16 protein-coding genes are annotated in these 13,918 nt (G+C 66.8%); 4 read left to right on the top strand and 12 right to left on the bottom strand.

Features of this window, described 5'->3' with window-relative positions:
- Window positions 1-5 precede the first annotated feature (5 nt).
- From D2E22_RS00760 to D2E22_RS00715, 10 genes are all read right to left on the bottom strand, one after another.
- The gene (locus D2E22_RS00760; RefSeq protein ID WP_420897232.1) at window positions 6-836 is read right to left on the bottom strand and encodes a DUF881 domain-containing protein; all 831 of its coding nucleotides are present in this window, start codon (window positions 834-836) and stop codon (window positions 6-8) included.
- A gap of 147 nt (window positions 837-983) precedes the next feature.
- Window positions 984-1,316 (bottom strand): small basic family protein, encoded by a 333-nt coding sequence (locus D2E22_RS00755; protein WP_126031217.1) that lies wholly within the window; start codon window positions 1,314-1,316, stop codon window positions 984-986.
- A 2-nt stretch (window positions 1,317-1,318) separates the two neighbouring features.
- On the bottom strand, window positions 1,319-2,290 hold the full coding sequence (locus D2E22_RS00750; protein ID WP_420897224.1) for a DUF881 domain-containing protein: 972 nt from the start codon (window positions 2,288-2,290) through the stop codon (window positions 1,319-1,321).
- A gap of 7 nt (window positions 2,291-2,297) precedes the next feature.
- Complete coding sequence (locus tag D2E22_RS00745) at window positions 2,298-2,918, bottom strand: CDP-alcohol phosphatidyltransferase family protein (protein ID WP_126031216.1); 621 nt, start codon at window positions 2,916-2,918, stop codon at window positions 2,298-2,300.
- A 12-nt stretch (window positions 2,919-2,930) separates the two neighbouring features.
- Window positions 2,931-3,782, bottom strand: a complete 852-nt coding sequence (gene hisG, locus D2E22_RS00740; protein ID WP_126031215.1) for an ATP phosphoribosyltransferase — start codon at window positions 3,780-3,782, stop codon at window positions 2,931-2,933.
- Between the two features lie 56 nt (window positions 3,783-3,838).
- Window positions 3,839-4,102, bottom strand: coding sequence for a phosphoribosyl-ATP diphosphatase (locus tag D2E22_RS00735; protein WP_095613655.1), 264 nt, complete (start codon window positions 4,100-4,102; stop codon window positions 3,839-3,841).
- A 119-nt stretch (window positions 4,103-4,221) separates the two neighbouring features.
- On the bottom strand, window positions 4,222-4,887 hold the full coding sequence (rpe, locus tag D2E22_RS00730) for a ribulose-phosphate 3-epimerase (protein ID WP_126031214.1): 666 nt from the start codon (window positions 4,885-4,887) through the stop codon (window positions 4,222-4,224).
- A 59-nt stretch (window positions 4,888-4,946) separates the two neighbouring features.
- Complete coding sequence (gene lgt / locus D2E22_RS00725) at window positions 4,947-5,915, bottom strand: prolipoprotein diacylglyceryl transferase (RefSeq protein ID WP_126031213.1); 969 nt, start codon at window positions 5,913-5,915, stop codon at window positions 4,947-4,949.
- A gap of 109 nt (window positions 5,916-6,024) precedes the next feature.
- Window positions 6,025-6,942, bottom strand: coding sequence for a tryptophan synthase subunit alpha (gene trpA / locus D2E22_RS00720; protein WP_126031499.1), 918 nt, complete (start codon window positions 6,940-6,942; stop codon window positions 6,025-6,027).
- Complete coding sequence (locus D2E22_RS00715; RefSeq protein WP_126031212.1) at window positions 6,935-9,019, bottom strand: bifunctional indole-3-glycerol phosphate synthase/tryptophan synthase subunit beta; 2,085 nt, start codon at window positions 9,017-9,019, stop codon at window positions 6,935-6,937. Before D2E22_RS00715 ends, trpA begins: the two co-directional genes overlap by 8 nt.
- 240 nt (window positions 9,020-9,259) lie before the next feature.
- Here D2E22_RS00715 and D2E22_RS00710 point away from each other — a divergent pair, with 240 nt between their 5' ends.
- From D2E22_RS00710 to D2E22_RS00700, 4 genes are all read left to right on the top strand, one after another.
- Window positions 9,260-9,574, top strand: coding sequence for a hypothetical protein (locus tag D2E22_RS00710; protein ID WP_126031211.1), 315 nt, complete (start codon window positions 9,260-9,262; stop codon window positions 9,572-9,574).
- 228 nt (window positions 9,575-9,802) lie between these two features.
- Complete coding sequence (locus D2E22_RS10415) at window positions 9,803-9,952, top strand: hypothetical protein (protein WP_164518353.1); 150 nt, start codon at window positions 9,803-9,805, stop codon at window positions 9,950-9,952.
- A 122-nt stretch (window positions 9,953-10,074) separates the two neighbouring features.
- A complete protein-coding gene (locus D2E22_RS00705) occupies window positions 10,075-11,103 on the top strand; it encodes an adenosine deaminase (RefSeq protein WP_241218101.1) in 1,029 nt (342 codons plus the stop codon).
- Between the two features lie 119 nt (window positions 11,104-11,222).
- Window positions 11,223-11,813 (top strand): uracil-DNA glycosylase family protein, encoded by a 591-nt coding sequence (locus D2E22_RS00700; protein WP_126031210.1) that lies wholly within the window; start codon window positions 11,223-11,225, stop codon window positions 11,811-11,813.
- Between the two features lie 87 nt (window positions 11,814-11,900).
- Here D2E22_RS00700 and D2E22_RS00695 read toward each other — a convergent pair whose 3' ends face one another.
- Entirely contained in the window at window positions 11,901-13,457 is a 1,557-nt protein-coding gene (locus tag D2E22_RS00695) for a chorismate-binding protein (protein WP_126031209.1), read from the bottom strand.
- Entirely contained in the window at window positions 13,454-13,870 is a 417-nt protein-coding gene (gene hisI / locus D2E22_RS00690; RefSeq protein WP_126031497.1) for a phosphoribosyl-AMP cyclohydrolase, read from the bottom strand. Before hisI ends, D2E22_RS00695 begins: the two co-directional genes overlap by 4 nt.
- Window positions 13,871-13,918 lie beyond the last annotated feature (48 nt).

Raw genomic sequence — 13,918 nt, 5'->3', positions numbered from 1 at the left:
ACTGCCTATTCTACAATCGTTGCGTACTTGTATTTCATGACCGGCTGCGTCGCGGTGATCCTGACGTCGTCGGAAGTCTCTACCGTCACATTAGCACCATATTTGACGGTGAGCCTCGAGCCTACGCCTCCCGCTATGTTCACGGCGTTCGTGAGGTTGGCCGGGTCGCCTATCGCCTTGATGACGTAGGGCGCCGTCAGCGTCTGCCCGTCGCACACGAGTCCGTTGTTCGTCTCGCTGACATAGGTGGAGGTGACGACGCGCACGTCGTCGATCTGGATGACCTCGGCTCCGCCGTTGCGCAGCTCCTCGATGAGGTTGAACATCGTGGCCGCGTCGATCGGCGCCTTCTGCGGCTGCGAGATGTGGATGACGACGCCCTTGCCCTGTGCCGGCAGCCTTCCCGACAGGATGCCGCTCGTCTCCTCGTTCTCCTGGGCGATGCGCTGGGCCTGCGCCTCCTTGTCCGCGGCCTCCTCAAGCGATTTCAGCTGGCTCGTCAGTTCGTTCTTGCGCTGCTCGAGGCGTTCCACCTGGGTGCTCGTCTCGCTGATCAGGCGCGTCAGCTCGGCTTCGGTGAGCGTCTCGTAGGCGGTGTCCTTGTTGTTGATCTGGATGACGTAGGCGTAGGCGAGCAGCGCGCACAGCACGGCGATGAGCACTCCGGTGCCGAAACGCGCCTTGAGCGACCGGGCGTTCGAGGACAACGCCTTCGGCTTGCGCTTGCGCACGACCGGGAACGCGCCCGTCTTCGTACGGTCGTTGGCCTTGTCGCGGCTGTGCTGCGAGATGATGCGCTTGAGCAGGTCCGACTGCCCGTCATCATGCCCCGGCACGCGCGGATGCTCCGCCGTCAGCGGCTCGGGCTCCCCCGCCCCGTCGTTTCCCACGGCGCCCCCATCCCGCGCCACGTCGTCTCGGACGTCGCGGATGCCGCGCTCGTCTTCAGGAAGGCCGTGTCCCATCTGTCCGTCGCCCATCGTTCACCCCTGGAAGATGTAGCGGCGGATCGCCGAGACGTTCGAGAAGATGCGGATGCCAAGGACGACGATGACGGCGGTCGTCAGCTGGGAGCCGACGCCGAGCTGGTTGCCCAGCAGCACAAGCAGCGTCGCCGTGATGACGTTCGAGAGGAAGGAGATGACGAACACGCGGTCCGAGAAGCTGCGCTCGAAGTACGCGCGCGCGGCGCCGAGCAGCGCGTCGAGCGCGGCGATGACCATGATCGGCAGGTACGGTTGCAGGAACACCGGGATGTCGGGTCGGACGAACAATCCCACGACCACCCCGATGATGAGTCCAAGCACGGCTGCCATCTTCAGCTCCTTCTCGCATAGGTCAGTTTGCCGACGCTCGCGGCTTCGAGCCGCATCGTGCCCGCCTTGTCGATCTGCGGATACATGCCGGCCTTATGGAAATCACTGTACAGCGTCGGCAGCGTCTTCTCGCCCATCGCGTCCGCCAGCACGCCGCGGTCGCCTATCGCCTGGATGCGGTACGGGCTCTCGATGGGCGTCGTGCCGATGAGGATCGAGTTGCCGGCCGTGCGGATCGACGTCTCGACGCCCAGGCGGTTGCCGTTGATGGCGATCGCCTCGGCGCCGGCGCGCCACAGCAGACAGACGAGCAGCTGCAGGTCGGCGTCGGTGACGACGCGCAGCCGGTCGTTCGCGCCGTCGCGTGGCAGCGCCCCCTGCGACGAATCCGATGCGGCGGCGACCGGATTGGCGATCGTCATGACGATGCCCTCGCCTTCGACCGGCGTGGCGCCGGCCGCGGCTTCGTTCTCCTCGACGACCTGCTCGATCGGCGACTTCGTCGCCGACTTCGACTGCTCGTCCACCTGCTTGCGCAGGTCCGCGATGTCCTTGTCGAGCGCGTCGACGTGCGCGTTGTTCGCCACAAGCTGATTCGCAAGCGATTCGCGGACCTGCTTGCGCGGATCGGTGTTGAGCAGGCGGACGAACTGGCTGCCGAAGAAGCCGACGACGATGCAGATGAGGAACACGACGACACGCGTGCCCCAGTAGACGATCTTGGAATCGGGCTTCGTGACGAGGCGCGAATCGCTGTACAGCTGATCCATCGGCCGATTGATGAGGTCGTCGATGAGCTGGAGCGAATCGTCGCCGTTGCGCCGATGGCGCGTCCGGTGACGCAGCTCGTCCGGTGACGCCGCATGATGGGACTCGATCGACGCCCAGCCGCGCGAGAAGACGGCACGCCGGCGCACCGGCTCATGTCCGGGCGCGATCGGCTGGACGGGCGGCATCGGGGATTGATCGGCCAACGGGCACCTACCTGTCGACGGCGCGGCGCCGAGCAGCGCGGTCGGCGCGGATGAGCGAGACCCCCTGGCGCAGATAGATCACACCGGCGAGCCAGTAGAGGCCGATGCCCCATATCGCACATGCGATCGCGCCGTAGTGCAGGATGTCGAGCGGGACGAACGAGCGGCGGATGTCGGCCACCATCAGCCCGATGATCGAGATGAACAGCACGGCGGTGCCGGTCTTGCCGATGAAATGCACCGGCAACGGCCCGTAGTCATGCTGGGCGAGGACGAGCGTGAGGACGCCCAGCATGATGTCGCGCAACGCGACGAGTACGAGCATCCACCAAGGGACGACGCCGCAGACCGCCAAAGCCAGGATGCTGCAGATGATGAGCAGCCGGTCGGCGATCGGGTCGAGGATCTGGCCGAGCTTGCTCACCTGGTTGAAGTTCCTCGCGATGAGGCCGTCCAGTCCGTCCGACGCCGATGAGACGGCGAGCAGAACGAGCGCCCACACCATGTCGTGCCTCGCGATGAGCCAGGCGATCACCGGGATCGAGATGATGCGCAGCGCGCTGATCAGGTTCGGGACCGTCAGGATCACGTCGCGCGGCTCGGGGCTGTATTTTCCTTCAGCGGCCATGGGCAACCACCGTCACATGCGGGTGGCCTGGATCGCCGTGACGATGATGCCGCGCGCGCCCACCGCATACAGCTCGTCCATGAGCCCGTTGACCTTCGCCTTGGGGACCATGACGCGCACGGCCGACCACTGCTTGTCATGCAGCGGCGAGATCGTCGGGCTTTCGAATCCGGGCGTGATGTCGACGGCGGCCGAGATGCGGTCGACCGGGATGTCGAAGTCCATGAGCACATAGCGCTTGGCGGTCAGCACGCCCTGCAGGCGCCGCTCAAGCCGCTCGAGACGCGTGTCGTCCGGCTCGAGACGCGGCGAGCGAATGAGCACGGCCTCGGAATGCACGATCGGGTCGCCGAAGATGCGCAGGCCGGCGTTGCGCAGCGTCGTGCCCGTGGACACGACGTCGGCGATGAGGTCCGCCACGCCGAGCTGAACCGACGATTCGACGGCGCCGTCGAGGTGAATCGTCTCGGCCTGGATGTCATGCGCGATCAGATAGTCGTGCACGAGCTTGTCGAAGGACGTCGCGACACGCTTGCCGTCGATGTCGGCCAGCTCGCGGATGTCCGAATCCTGCGGCGCCGCGAAGCGGAACGTGGACGCCCCGAATCCGAGGTCCATGACCTCCTGCGCGTCGGTGCCCGAATTGAGCAGCAGGTCATGGCCAGTGATGCCGACGTCGATCGTGCCGCGGCCGACGTAGACGGCGATGTCCAGCGGACGCAGATAGAACAGCTCCACGTCGTTGTCCGGATCCTCGACGACGAGCTGACGCGGGTTGCTTCTGAGGCGGTATCCGGCCTCCTCGAGCATGTTCCAGGCAGGTTCGGACAGCATTCCCTTGTTCGGTACGGCGATGCGTAGCATGGGCTCCTCCAAAGATAGTCATGCGCACGGGCGGCCGGCCGCGTGCGCGGTGCCGGTCACAGGTTCTTGTAGATGTCGTCGAGCGTCAGGCCGCGGTCGATCATCATGACCTGCAGATGGTAGATGAGCTGGCTCATCTCCTCGGCCGTACGCTCGGCGCCCTCGTATTCGGCGGCGATCCAGGTCTCGCCGGCCTCCTCGACGATCTTCTTGCCGATGAAATGCGTGCCCTTCTCAAGCTCCTGCACGGTCAGCGAGCCCGGCGTCTTCGCGGCGGCCTTCGCGCTCAGTTCCTCGAACAGCGATTCGAACGTCTTCATGATGGTGGTTCCTGTCAGTCTGGGCGCGCGCCCAGACGGGCGCGCATGGTCATGGTCATGGATCCGGCCGCGGCGGATGCGCGGCCGGTGATATCGGATGGGATGCGTCGGGGACGCGTTCAGTCGCGGTAGGCAGCGCGCGCGGCGTCGCGGATCTCGTCGATCGCCTTCGCCGGGTCGTCGGCGCCGTAAACGGCAGATCCGGCGACGAGGATGTTCGCGCCGGCCTCGGCCACGATCGGCGCGGTCTTGACGCCGACGCCGCCGTCGACCTGGATGTTCGTCCCCAGACCGCGGCGCGTGATCTCGTCGCGCAGGCGACGCACCTTGCCCATCTGGTTGGCGAGGAACTTCTGGCCGCCGAATCCAGGTTCAACCGTCATGATCAGGATCGTGTCGAACTCCTCGAGGATGTCGAAGATCGGCTCGACCGGCTCGGCGGGACGCACCGCGAACCACGCCTCGCAACCCATGTCGTGCAGCTGGCGAGCCAGACGCACCGGGGCGTGGGTCGCACCCATATGGAAGGTGACGGAATGCGCACCGCGTTCGGCGTAGCCCGGAGCCCAACGATCCGGGTCGTCGATCATCAGATGGACGTCGACCGGCAGCTTCGTGACCTCGCAGATGCGCTTGACGACGGGTTCGCCGATTGTGAGGTTGGGGACGAAGTGATGGTCCATGACGTCGACGTGGACGAGGTCGGCGTTCGCGATGCGATCGAGGTCGCGCTCGAGATTGCAGAAGTCCGCGGAAAGGATGCTGGGTGCGATTTTGATATCCATGTCTGTCATTCTAAATAGGGCAAGCGACGAACATACGGGCCGCCGTGGGTCCGACGGTGTCAGGCGCCGCGCCGGCCGGAGACCGATTCGCCGCGCGCCGCGCGCCCGTCATGCGCGGCGCCAGAGCCTTGGACATCATGCGGGCGTTCCTCGAGCTCGGTGACGGTGCGCAGCTTCTCGGCGAGCAGCGGCGTGGGCTTGCCCGCCCGTTGGACGACGATGAAGGCGATGACGCCGAGGATGAAGACGATGATCGAGACCCAGACGTTGACGCGCAGACCGAGGAACTCGTGGGAGAAGTCGATGCGCAGCATCTCGATCCAGGTGCGCCCGGCCGTGTACCAGACGACGTAGAGCGCGAACAACGAGCCCGCCTTGAGCATGCGCACGGTCCTGCGCCCGATCCAGATGATGAGCGCCGCGCCGATGAGGTTCCAGATCATCTCGTACAGGAAGGTCGGATGGAACAACGTGCCGGTGGGGCACGTCGCGCCGTCGTAACACTGCTCGGCGTTGCCGATCGCGGAACCCTCGGTGTTGAGCCTCAGGCCCCATGGCAACGTCGTGGGCTTGCCGTAGAGCTCCTGGTTGAACCAGTTGCCGAGGCGGCCGATGGCCTGTGCGACGAGCAGCGCGGGCGCGATCGCGTCGGCGAGCAACGCCATCGGATAGTGCCGGTGGCGCACCCAGGCCCAGGCGCCGAGGGCGCCGAACACGATCGCGCCCCAGATGCCGAGTCCGCCGTTCCAGACACGGAAGATCTCCACCCAGTCGCCGTCCGGTCCAAAGAAGCGCTCCGGTGTCGTGATGACGTGGTAGAGGCGCGCGCCGACGATGCCGCACGGCACCGCCACAAGCGTCGTGTCGAGGATCTGGTCGAAGGTGCCGCCGTAGCGTTTCCAGCGTGCGCTCGTGATCCACACGGCGGCGACGATGCCGAGCAGCATCGTCAACGCGTAGATGTGGATCGTCAGCGAGCCGATGTGGAACTGCGAGACCGTCGGCGAGGGGATGTAGGCAAGGTTCATGGTTCCCGATGGTAGCAACAGGTGCATCCGCCGCCCATATGGGGGCGGCGCGCGCCCTCCGGCCGTAGGGGCCGGGGCGTGCGCCGCCCGGGGAATGACGTTCGGCGGCTTATCGCCTGCAGCCGTGGATCGCCTCGGCCAATGCGGCCGTCGTATTCGCCAGCGCGCCGATGCCCTGGACGGGGTCGCGCACGTCGCCGTTCTCGTCGAGAAGCGTGTGCACGAGCGCCGATCCGACGATGACGCCGTCCGCGTACCGTCCGACGACGGCCCCCTGGGCGGGCGTCGAGACGCCGATGCCTACGCAGACGTTCTCGGCGCCGGCGGCCCCCGTGCGTTCGACGAGTTCGCGCGAGGAGTCGTCGAGTGTCGAGCGCTCGCCGGTCACGCCCATGCGGGCGGCCGCGTAGACGAATCCACGCGCGTTCCTGGCGACGAGACGCAAACGCTCGTCGGTCGAATCCGGGGAGACGAGGAAGATGCGGTCGAGCCCGTGACGGTCGGAGGCCTCGATCCACTCCCCCGCCTCGTCGGGGATCAGATCCGGGGTGATCAGGCCCGCGCCGCCGGCGTTCGCGAAGTCGGCCGCGAAACGCTCGACGCCATAGTGGAAGATGAGGTTCCAGTAGCTCATGATGAGCGGCACGCCGCCGGCGTTCGCGACCGTCTCGACGGCCCTGAACACGTCGGCGATACGCTCGCCGTTGCGCAGCGCGATCTGGCTGGCCGCCTGGATGACGGATCCGTCCATGACCGGGTCGGAGTACGGCAGGCCGATCTCGACGATGTCGGCGCCGTTGTCGACCATCGTGCGCAGCGCCTCGAGCGACAGGTCCGTGTCGGGGAAGCCGAAGGGCAGGTATCCGATAAACGCCGGCATGTCCTGCGCCTTGTGCTCGGCGAACAGCCGGCGGCACGGACTCGGCCGGTGCGAGATGCCCAGCGGCTGGCCCGACGGGGTCGCAGCCTCGGTCACGTCGGCGACGAAGCCGTCGCCGTTCTCGATGATTTTGTTCGTCTCACGCATTGTCACCCTGTGCTCCATTCGCTTCCAGTGCCTTGCTCTGCTCATCGGTCAGATAGCCGAACCATTTGCCCGCGGTGTTCATGTCCTTGTCGCCGCGGCCGGAGATGTTGACGATCATGACCGGATGCTCATAGCCCTTCGCCTTGAGGTCGGCCGCCGCCTTGTAGGCGCCGGCGACGGCATGGGAGGATTCGATCGCCGGGATGATGCCCTCGGTCTCGCACAGGTCCCTGAACGCGCTCATCGCCTCGCCGTCGGTCGCCCACGAGTAGTTGACCCGGCCGATCTCCTTGAGCCAGGCGTGCTCGGGTCCGACCGACGCGTAGTCGAGGCCTGCCGAGATCGAGTAGGTGTCGAGCGTCTGCCCCTCGTCGTTCTCGAGCAGATAGCTCTTCGCACCCTGGAACACGCCGAGCTCGCCGGTGCCCGGCGCGAAGCGGATCGCGTGGCGTCCCGATTCGGGGCCGTCACCGCCCGCCTCGTAGCCGTAGAGGTTGACGCGCGGGTCGTCGAGGAAGGCGTTCATGATGCCGATCGCGTTCGAACCGCCGCCGACGCACGCGCAGATCGCGTCCGGATGGTCGATGCCGTACCAGTCGCGCAGCTGCTCCTTCGCCTCCTCGCCGATGACCTTCTGGAAGTCGCGCACCATCTCCGGGAACGGATGCGGCCCGGCGACGGTGCCGAGCAGGTAGTGCGTGTCCTTCACGTTGGTCACCCAGTCGCGCAGCGCCTCGTTGATCGCGTCCTTGAGGATGCGGTCGCCGAGCGTGACCTCGACGACCTCGGCGCCGAGCATGCGCATGCGTGCGACGTTGAGCGCCTGGCGGCGCGCGTCGACCTGCCCCATGTAGATGCGGCATTTGAGGCCGAGCATCGCGCACACCGTGGCCGTCGCGACGCCGTGCTGTCCGGCGCCGGTCTCGGCGATGACGCGCGTCTTGCCCATGCGCTTGACGAGCAGCGCCTGGCCGATCGCGTTGTTGATCTTGTGCGCGCCGGTGTGGTTGAGGTCCTCGCGTTTGAGGAAGACACGCGCGTCGAGCCCGGTGCGTTCGCGCAGGCGCTCGGCGAAGCGCGGCGCCTCGGTGAGCGGCGAAGGACGCCCCACGTACTGCTTGTTGAGGCGCGCGAGCTCCTTGTGGAACTCCGGGTCGCGCTTGGCGTCCTCGTACACCCGTTCGAGCTCGTCGAGCGCGGTGATGAGCGCCTCGGGAACGTATCGTCCCCCGAAGCGGCCGTAGTACGGACCGTGGTGGGCGCCGAGCGGCTGAGCCTGCGAGGCCTTCACCTTGGCGCCTGCGTTCACCAAACGTTCCACCGCCAGCTCATGGTCGTCGGCCGTGGCCACGCCTTCGCCGACGAGTACGGCGTCCGCGCCGGCACGCGCGTAGTCCTCGACCTCCGTTTCGCCGAAGACCCCCGATTCCGCCACCTTGATGACGTCGTCCGGCAGCCCGTCGGCAAGCGCCGCGTACCTGCCGACGTCGACGCGCAGGTCCTTGAGGTCGCGCGCGTTGATGCCGATGACGCGGGCGCCCGCCGCGACCGCCCGTTCGATCTCCTGGCGGGTGTGCGTCTCGACGAGCGCCGTCATGCCGAGCTCATGGGTGAGGGCGAGCAGACGTCCGAGCACGTCGTCGTCGAGCGCGGCGACGATGAGCAGGACGATGTCCGCCCCGTGCGCGCGCGCCTCCCAGATCTGGTAGTCGGTCGTGATGAAGTCCTTGCGCAGCACCGGCACGCCGACCGCGGCGCGCACGGCGTCCAGGTCGTCGAGCGATCCGAGGAAGCGACGGCCCTCGGTGAGCACCGAGATCGCGGCGGCACCGCCGCGTTCGTATTCGCGGGCGAGCGACGCCGGATCGTCGATGTCCGCCAGACGTCCCTTGGACGGGGACGCGCGCTTGATCTCGGCGATCACCGGCACAGCGCCGTCGCGCCTGAGCCATCGCTTCGCGTCCATCGGGGCCGGAGCCGAGGCCGCCATGGCCTTGAGCTCGTCCAGCGACGTGACACGTGCACGGTCGCGCTGATCCTCGAGCGCGCCCGCTACCAGTTCATCCAAAACCGACATGCTCCTCCTTGGGGATGCGATGGCGAAGACGGGACCTTCCCGCCATGGCACACTCTAACGGAAGACGGATGACGGGCGCATGTCGGCGTCTGAATGGTGGTCGCCCGGCCGCGGCGCACCTAACATGTCGGCGTACGCGCCGGACATAATTTCACTTGAGAGTGGAAAAGCCGCTGATGCCGCCATCGACGGTGGTCTAATGGGACGTAACCCATAACCGTATGGCGAAAGGAGCCGATCATGGCAGACATCAAGGAGCATTTCGAGGAATTCAAGGACCACATGGAGGAGCGTCACGAGGAGCATGAGGCGAACCGCGACGAGAAGCGCGCCGAACGCGCCGAGGAGCATGCCGCCAAGGTGATCGCCAAGGAGGACGAGAAGATCGTCAAGGCCGCCGGCGACCCGCAGGCCAAGCTCGAGAAGATCACCGACAAGGCCGACGACAAGAAGGACAAGGCCGAGGGCAAGGCGGCCACCAAGGAAGCCAAGGCCACCGAGGATCAGGTCGAACTCAACGACCGCTTCGGCCGTCAGCTCGACCTCGACGACTGATTCGGATTCCGGTCCGTCCGTGAAAGGCGGGGCGTGGTCGCGTGCGACCACGCCCCGCCTTTCGCATGCCTGACGGGCGACATGCCGATCCGGAGCATGTGCAGCGTAGCGGATGAAACTGGGAGAACGCCGTGTTGCCCCGAGCGAGGAACGAGCCATGGCGCACGCCCATCCCTGCTGTAATGGAGGAAGCGGCGCATACGGCGCCCGACACGAAAGGAGCCAATCATGGCTGATATGGCTGAAAAGATCGGCGAACTCAAAGGCAAGGCCGAGGTCAAGGCGGACAAGGTCAAGATGAAGGCCGGCGAACTCAAAGGCAAGGCCGAGGCCAAGCTCGACGAGTTCAAGAAGGACCACGAGGACAAGGCCGAGTGATCCCGCGCCGGCACGGCGCCGGCCGCATACGGTGAGGGCAGGACGCGAAACGGTCGGAGGACCGGATATCCTGCCCTCACCGTATGCACGGGAGGAACGGGACCCACACGGAAAGGACACCGATGAGCAACACGACGGACATGCAGACCGCGCTCGCGACGATGCCCAAGGCGGAGCTCCACCTGCACATCGAAGGCACGCTGGAGCCTGAACTCGCGTTCGAGTTCGCCCGCCGAAACGGCGTGAGGCTGCCCTGGAGGACGCTCGACGAGCTGCGGGCGCAGTACCGGTTCGCGAACCTCCAGTCGTTCCTCGACCTCTACTACGCGCTGATGAGGACGCTGCGGACCGCGGACGACTTCCGGGACCTCATGCTCGCCTACCTCGAGCGCGCCGCGCGCGACGGCGTCATGCACGCCGAGATCTTCTTCGACCCGCAGGTGCACGTGTTCACCGACCACGTCGACTACGACACCGTCCTCGACGGCCTGCGCGAAGGACTGCGGCTCGGCGCCGAACGCTACGGCGTCACCGGCGCGCTGATCCTGAGCCTTGTGCGCGATATGGACGTCGCCACCGCCGACCGGATCCTCGACATGGCCCAGACCCGCAGCGACGAGGTCATCGGCGTCGGCCTCGACTCCGCCGAGGCCGGCCACCCCCCGTCGATGTTCGTCGACCAATTCGCCCGCGCGCGCTCCCTCGGATGGCACGCGGTGGCGCACGCCGGCGAGGAGGGCCCCGCCGACTACATCCGCCAGGCGCTCGACCTGTTGCACGCCGAGCGCATCGACCACGGCATCCACATCCTCGACGACGACGAGCTCGAGGCGCGCGTGATCCGCGACCGCATACCGCTCACCTGCTGCCCGCTGTCCAACCTGCGCCTGCAGGTCGTCGGCTCGATCGACGACCATCCGCTGCCGCGCATGGTGCACGACGGACTCGTCTGCACGGTCAACTCCGACGACCCGGCCTACTTCGGCGGCTACGTCGCCGCCAACTACGCCGCGCTCGCCTCGACCGGCATGCCGCTCGACATGCTCGCCGCGCTCGCGGCCAATTCGATCGAGGCGTCCTTCGCCGACGATGCGGACAAGGAGCGCATGCGCGGACGGCTTGCCCGCTGGCGCGACGAGCACGGCCTGTGAGCCGGCGCATCCATGCGCCGCGACGACGGGATTGACGCCCTCGGCGCAAAACCGCCGTATCCCGCGCCCGCCCGGGCGGCGCATGCTAAGCCGGTAGGAAGTACGACCAAGGAGCGCATATGGCAACCATCGCATCCATCACCAAGCAGATCATCGACGACCCGCGTGACGCCGAGTTCACCGCACGCGGCGAGAAGCCGGTGTTCTCGGCGCCGGCGGACGCCGTCATCACGATCGTCGGGCAGTCGCCGAGCCTCGACGCCCAGACGCATGGCCTGTGCTGGGACGACCGCAGCGGCGACACGCTGCGCGCATGGCTCGGCGTGGATAGGAAGACCTTCTATGATTCGGGCAAATTCGCGCTCGTGCCGATGGATTTCTACTATCTTGGGGACACGCCCGCAGACAAGGGCATGGAGGCGCCACGCGAATGGGTGGCGCCGACCTTCCATCCCGAGATCATGAAGCTGCTGCCGAAGGTGCGGCTGACGATCCTCGCCGGATCCTATGCGGTGCGTTACTACCTCGGTCAGGATTCGAAGGCGCGGCTCGAGGACACCGTCAAGGACTTCGAGCGGTATCTGCCGCAGTACTTCCCGATCGTGCATCCCTCCGGACGCACCGACATATGGCGCGCCGAACACCCGTGGTTCGACGAGACGGTGGTCCCGGCGCTGCGCGGGCATGTGCACGCGCTGCTCGGCGTCTGAGCGACGACGGCATGAACGGCGGTGGCCCGGGGAACGTGATCGTTCCCCGGGCCACCGCCGTTCATCGTCTGTGCCATGCGGCGCAGCTCACACGCGGCGCAGCTGTGCGGCGATCTTGATCGCCTCGACGCTCGCGCCAGCCTTGTTGCGCGTCTCCAGCCACTCGGTCTCGGGCACCGAGTCGAGCACAAGGCCCGCCCCGGCCTGCACTGAGGCCTGATGGTCGCGGATGAAGGCGGTGCGGATCGCGATCGCCATGTCCATGTTGCCGGAGAAGTCGAAGTAGCCGACGGTGCCGCCGTAGATGCCGCGATCGGCCGGTTCCATCTGGTCGATCAGCTCGATCGCCTTCGGTTTGGGCGCGCCGGAGAGCGTACCGGCGGGGAAGGCCGACGTGAACACGTCCATGACGGTCATGTCGGGACGCACCCGTCCGGTGACCGTCGAGCAGATGTGCATGATGTGGCTGTAGCGCAGCACATCCATCAGCGAAACCACTTCGACCGATTCCGGTTCGCACACGCGGCTCAGGTCGTTGCGCGCCAGATCGACGAGCATGATGTGCTCGCTGCGCTCCTTGGGATCGGCGAGCAGCTCGTCATGCAGCCGCTCGTCCTCCTCCGGCGTCGCGCCGCGCGGACGGGAGCCGGCGATCGGGAAGCTCATCGCCAGGCCGTCGTCGACCTTGATGAGCGTCTCCGGCGACGAGCCGATGACGTTGAAGTCGCGGCCCTGCGCGTCGGTGAGCGTCATGAAGTACATGTAGGGGCTCGGATTGAGCGTGCGCAGCACGCGGTAGACGTCGAAGGGGTCTGCCGGCGAATCGATGTCGAGACGCTGGGAGCCGACGACCTGGAACACGTCGCCGTCGATGATGTGGCGCCGCGAACGCTCCACCATCGCGAGGAAGTCCTCCTTCTTCGTGCGGAAACGCAGTTCGGGCTGCTCGATCGAGGGATCAAGCACGTTGACGCGGAACTCGTCCTGCGTCGGCGTGGCCGCCCGCAGCTCCATGCGCCCCACACGGGCGACCGCCTCGTCATAGGCGGCGTCGGCGCGCGTCGACCGGTCGTCGACGTTCACGGCGTTCGCGATGAGCCACACCGATCCGGTCTTGTGGTCGACGACGGCGATGTCGGTGGCCAACGCGAGCGTCAGCTCGCTCTGTCCGGTCTCGTCGGGCGCGTTCGCCGGCAGCGTCGGCTCCCAATGGCGGATCACGTCCCATCCGATGTTGCCGACGAGGCCGCTCGTCAGGTTCGGCAGCCCCTCGATCCTCGGCGAACGCAGCACCTCGAGCGTCGCGCGCGCCACGTCGATGACGTCGCCTTCGCGCGGAACGCCCGCGGGCACCGTGCCGAGCCAGTCCGCGCGCCCGTCGTTCGAGCGCAGCTGCGCCATCGAGTCGACGCCGATGAAGCTGTAGCGGCTCCAGGTGCCGCTCGTCTCGGCCGATTCGAGGATGAAGGTGCCGGAACGGTGTCCGGCGAGACGCTCGTACAGGCCGACCGGCGTCAGCGAATCCGCGAGGATCCGACGCACGATCGGGATGATGCGGTAGCCCTCGGCCGCCAGCGCATGGAACCGTTCACGACTCGGCCAGGTCTCCCCCCAGCCCAGGTCTCGCACACTGTTGCCGCTCATGACCGCTCCCCCAGTCCCTCGGGGCGCATGCCGACGGCGGCCGGCAGCGGGCCCCCTTCGTCGAAGCAGCTGCGCTTGCCGGTATGGCACGCCGCGCCGACTTGGTCGACCTCGACGAGCAGCGCGTCGCCGTCGCAGTCGAGACGCACCGACTTCACATACTGCACATGGCCGGAGGTATCGCCCTTGCGCCAGTACTCCTGCCTGGACCTGGACCAGAACGTCACGCGGCCGCCCGTCAGAGTGCGGCGCAGCGCCTCGTCGTCCATGTAGCCGACCATGAGCACCTCATGCGTGTCGTACTGCTGGACGACGGCGCACACGAGCCCTTTGTCGTCGTACTTGAGCCGTGCCTTGATCCGCGGATCGAGCGTCACGGAATTGTCGTAGGTCTTCTCAGCTTCGCTGCCCATCATGCTCCCATATCATCATCGTTCGCAACGACAAAACCACATCATCAT

Origin of the sequence: Bifidobacterium castoris (assembly GCF_003952025.1) — a bacterium.
GTDB lineage: Bacteria > Actinomycetota > Actinomycetes > Actinomycetales > Bifidobacteriaceae > Bifidobacterium > Bifidobacterium castoris.
This window is presented reverse-complemented; position numbering and strand designations above follow the sequence as displayed.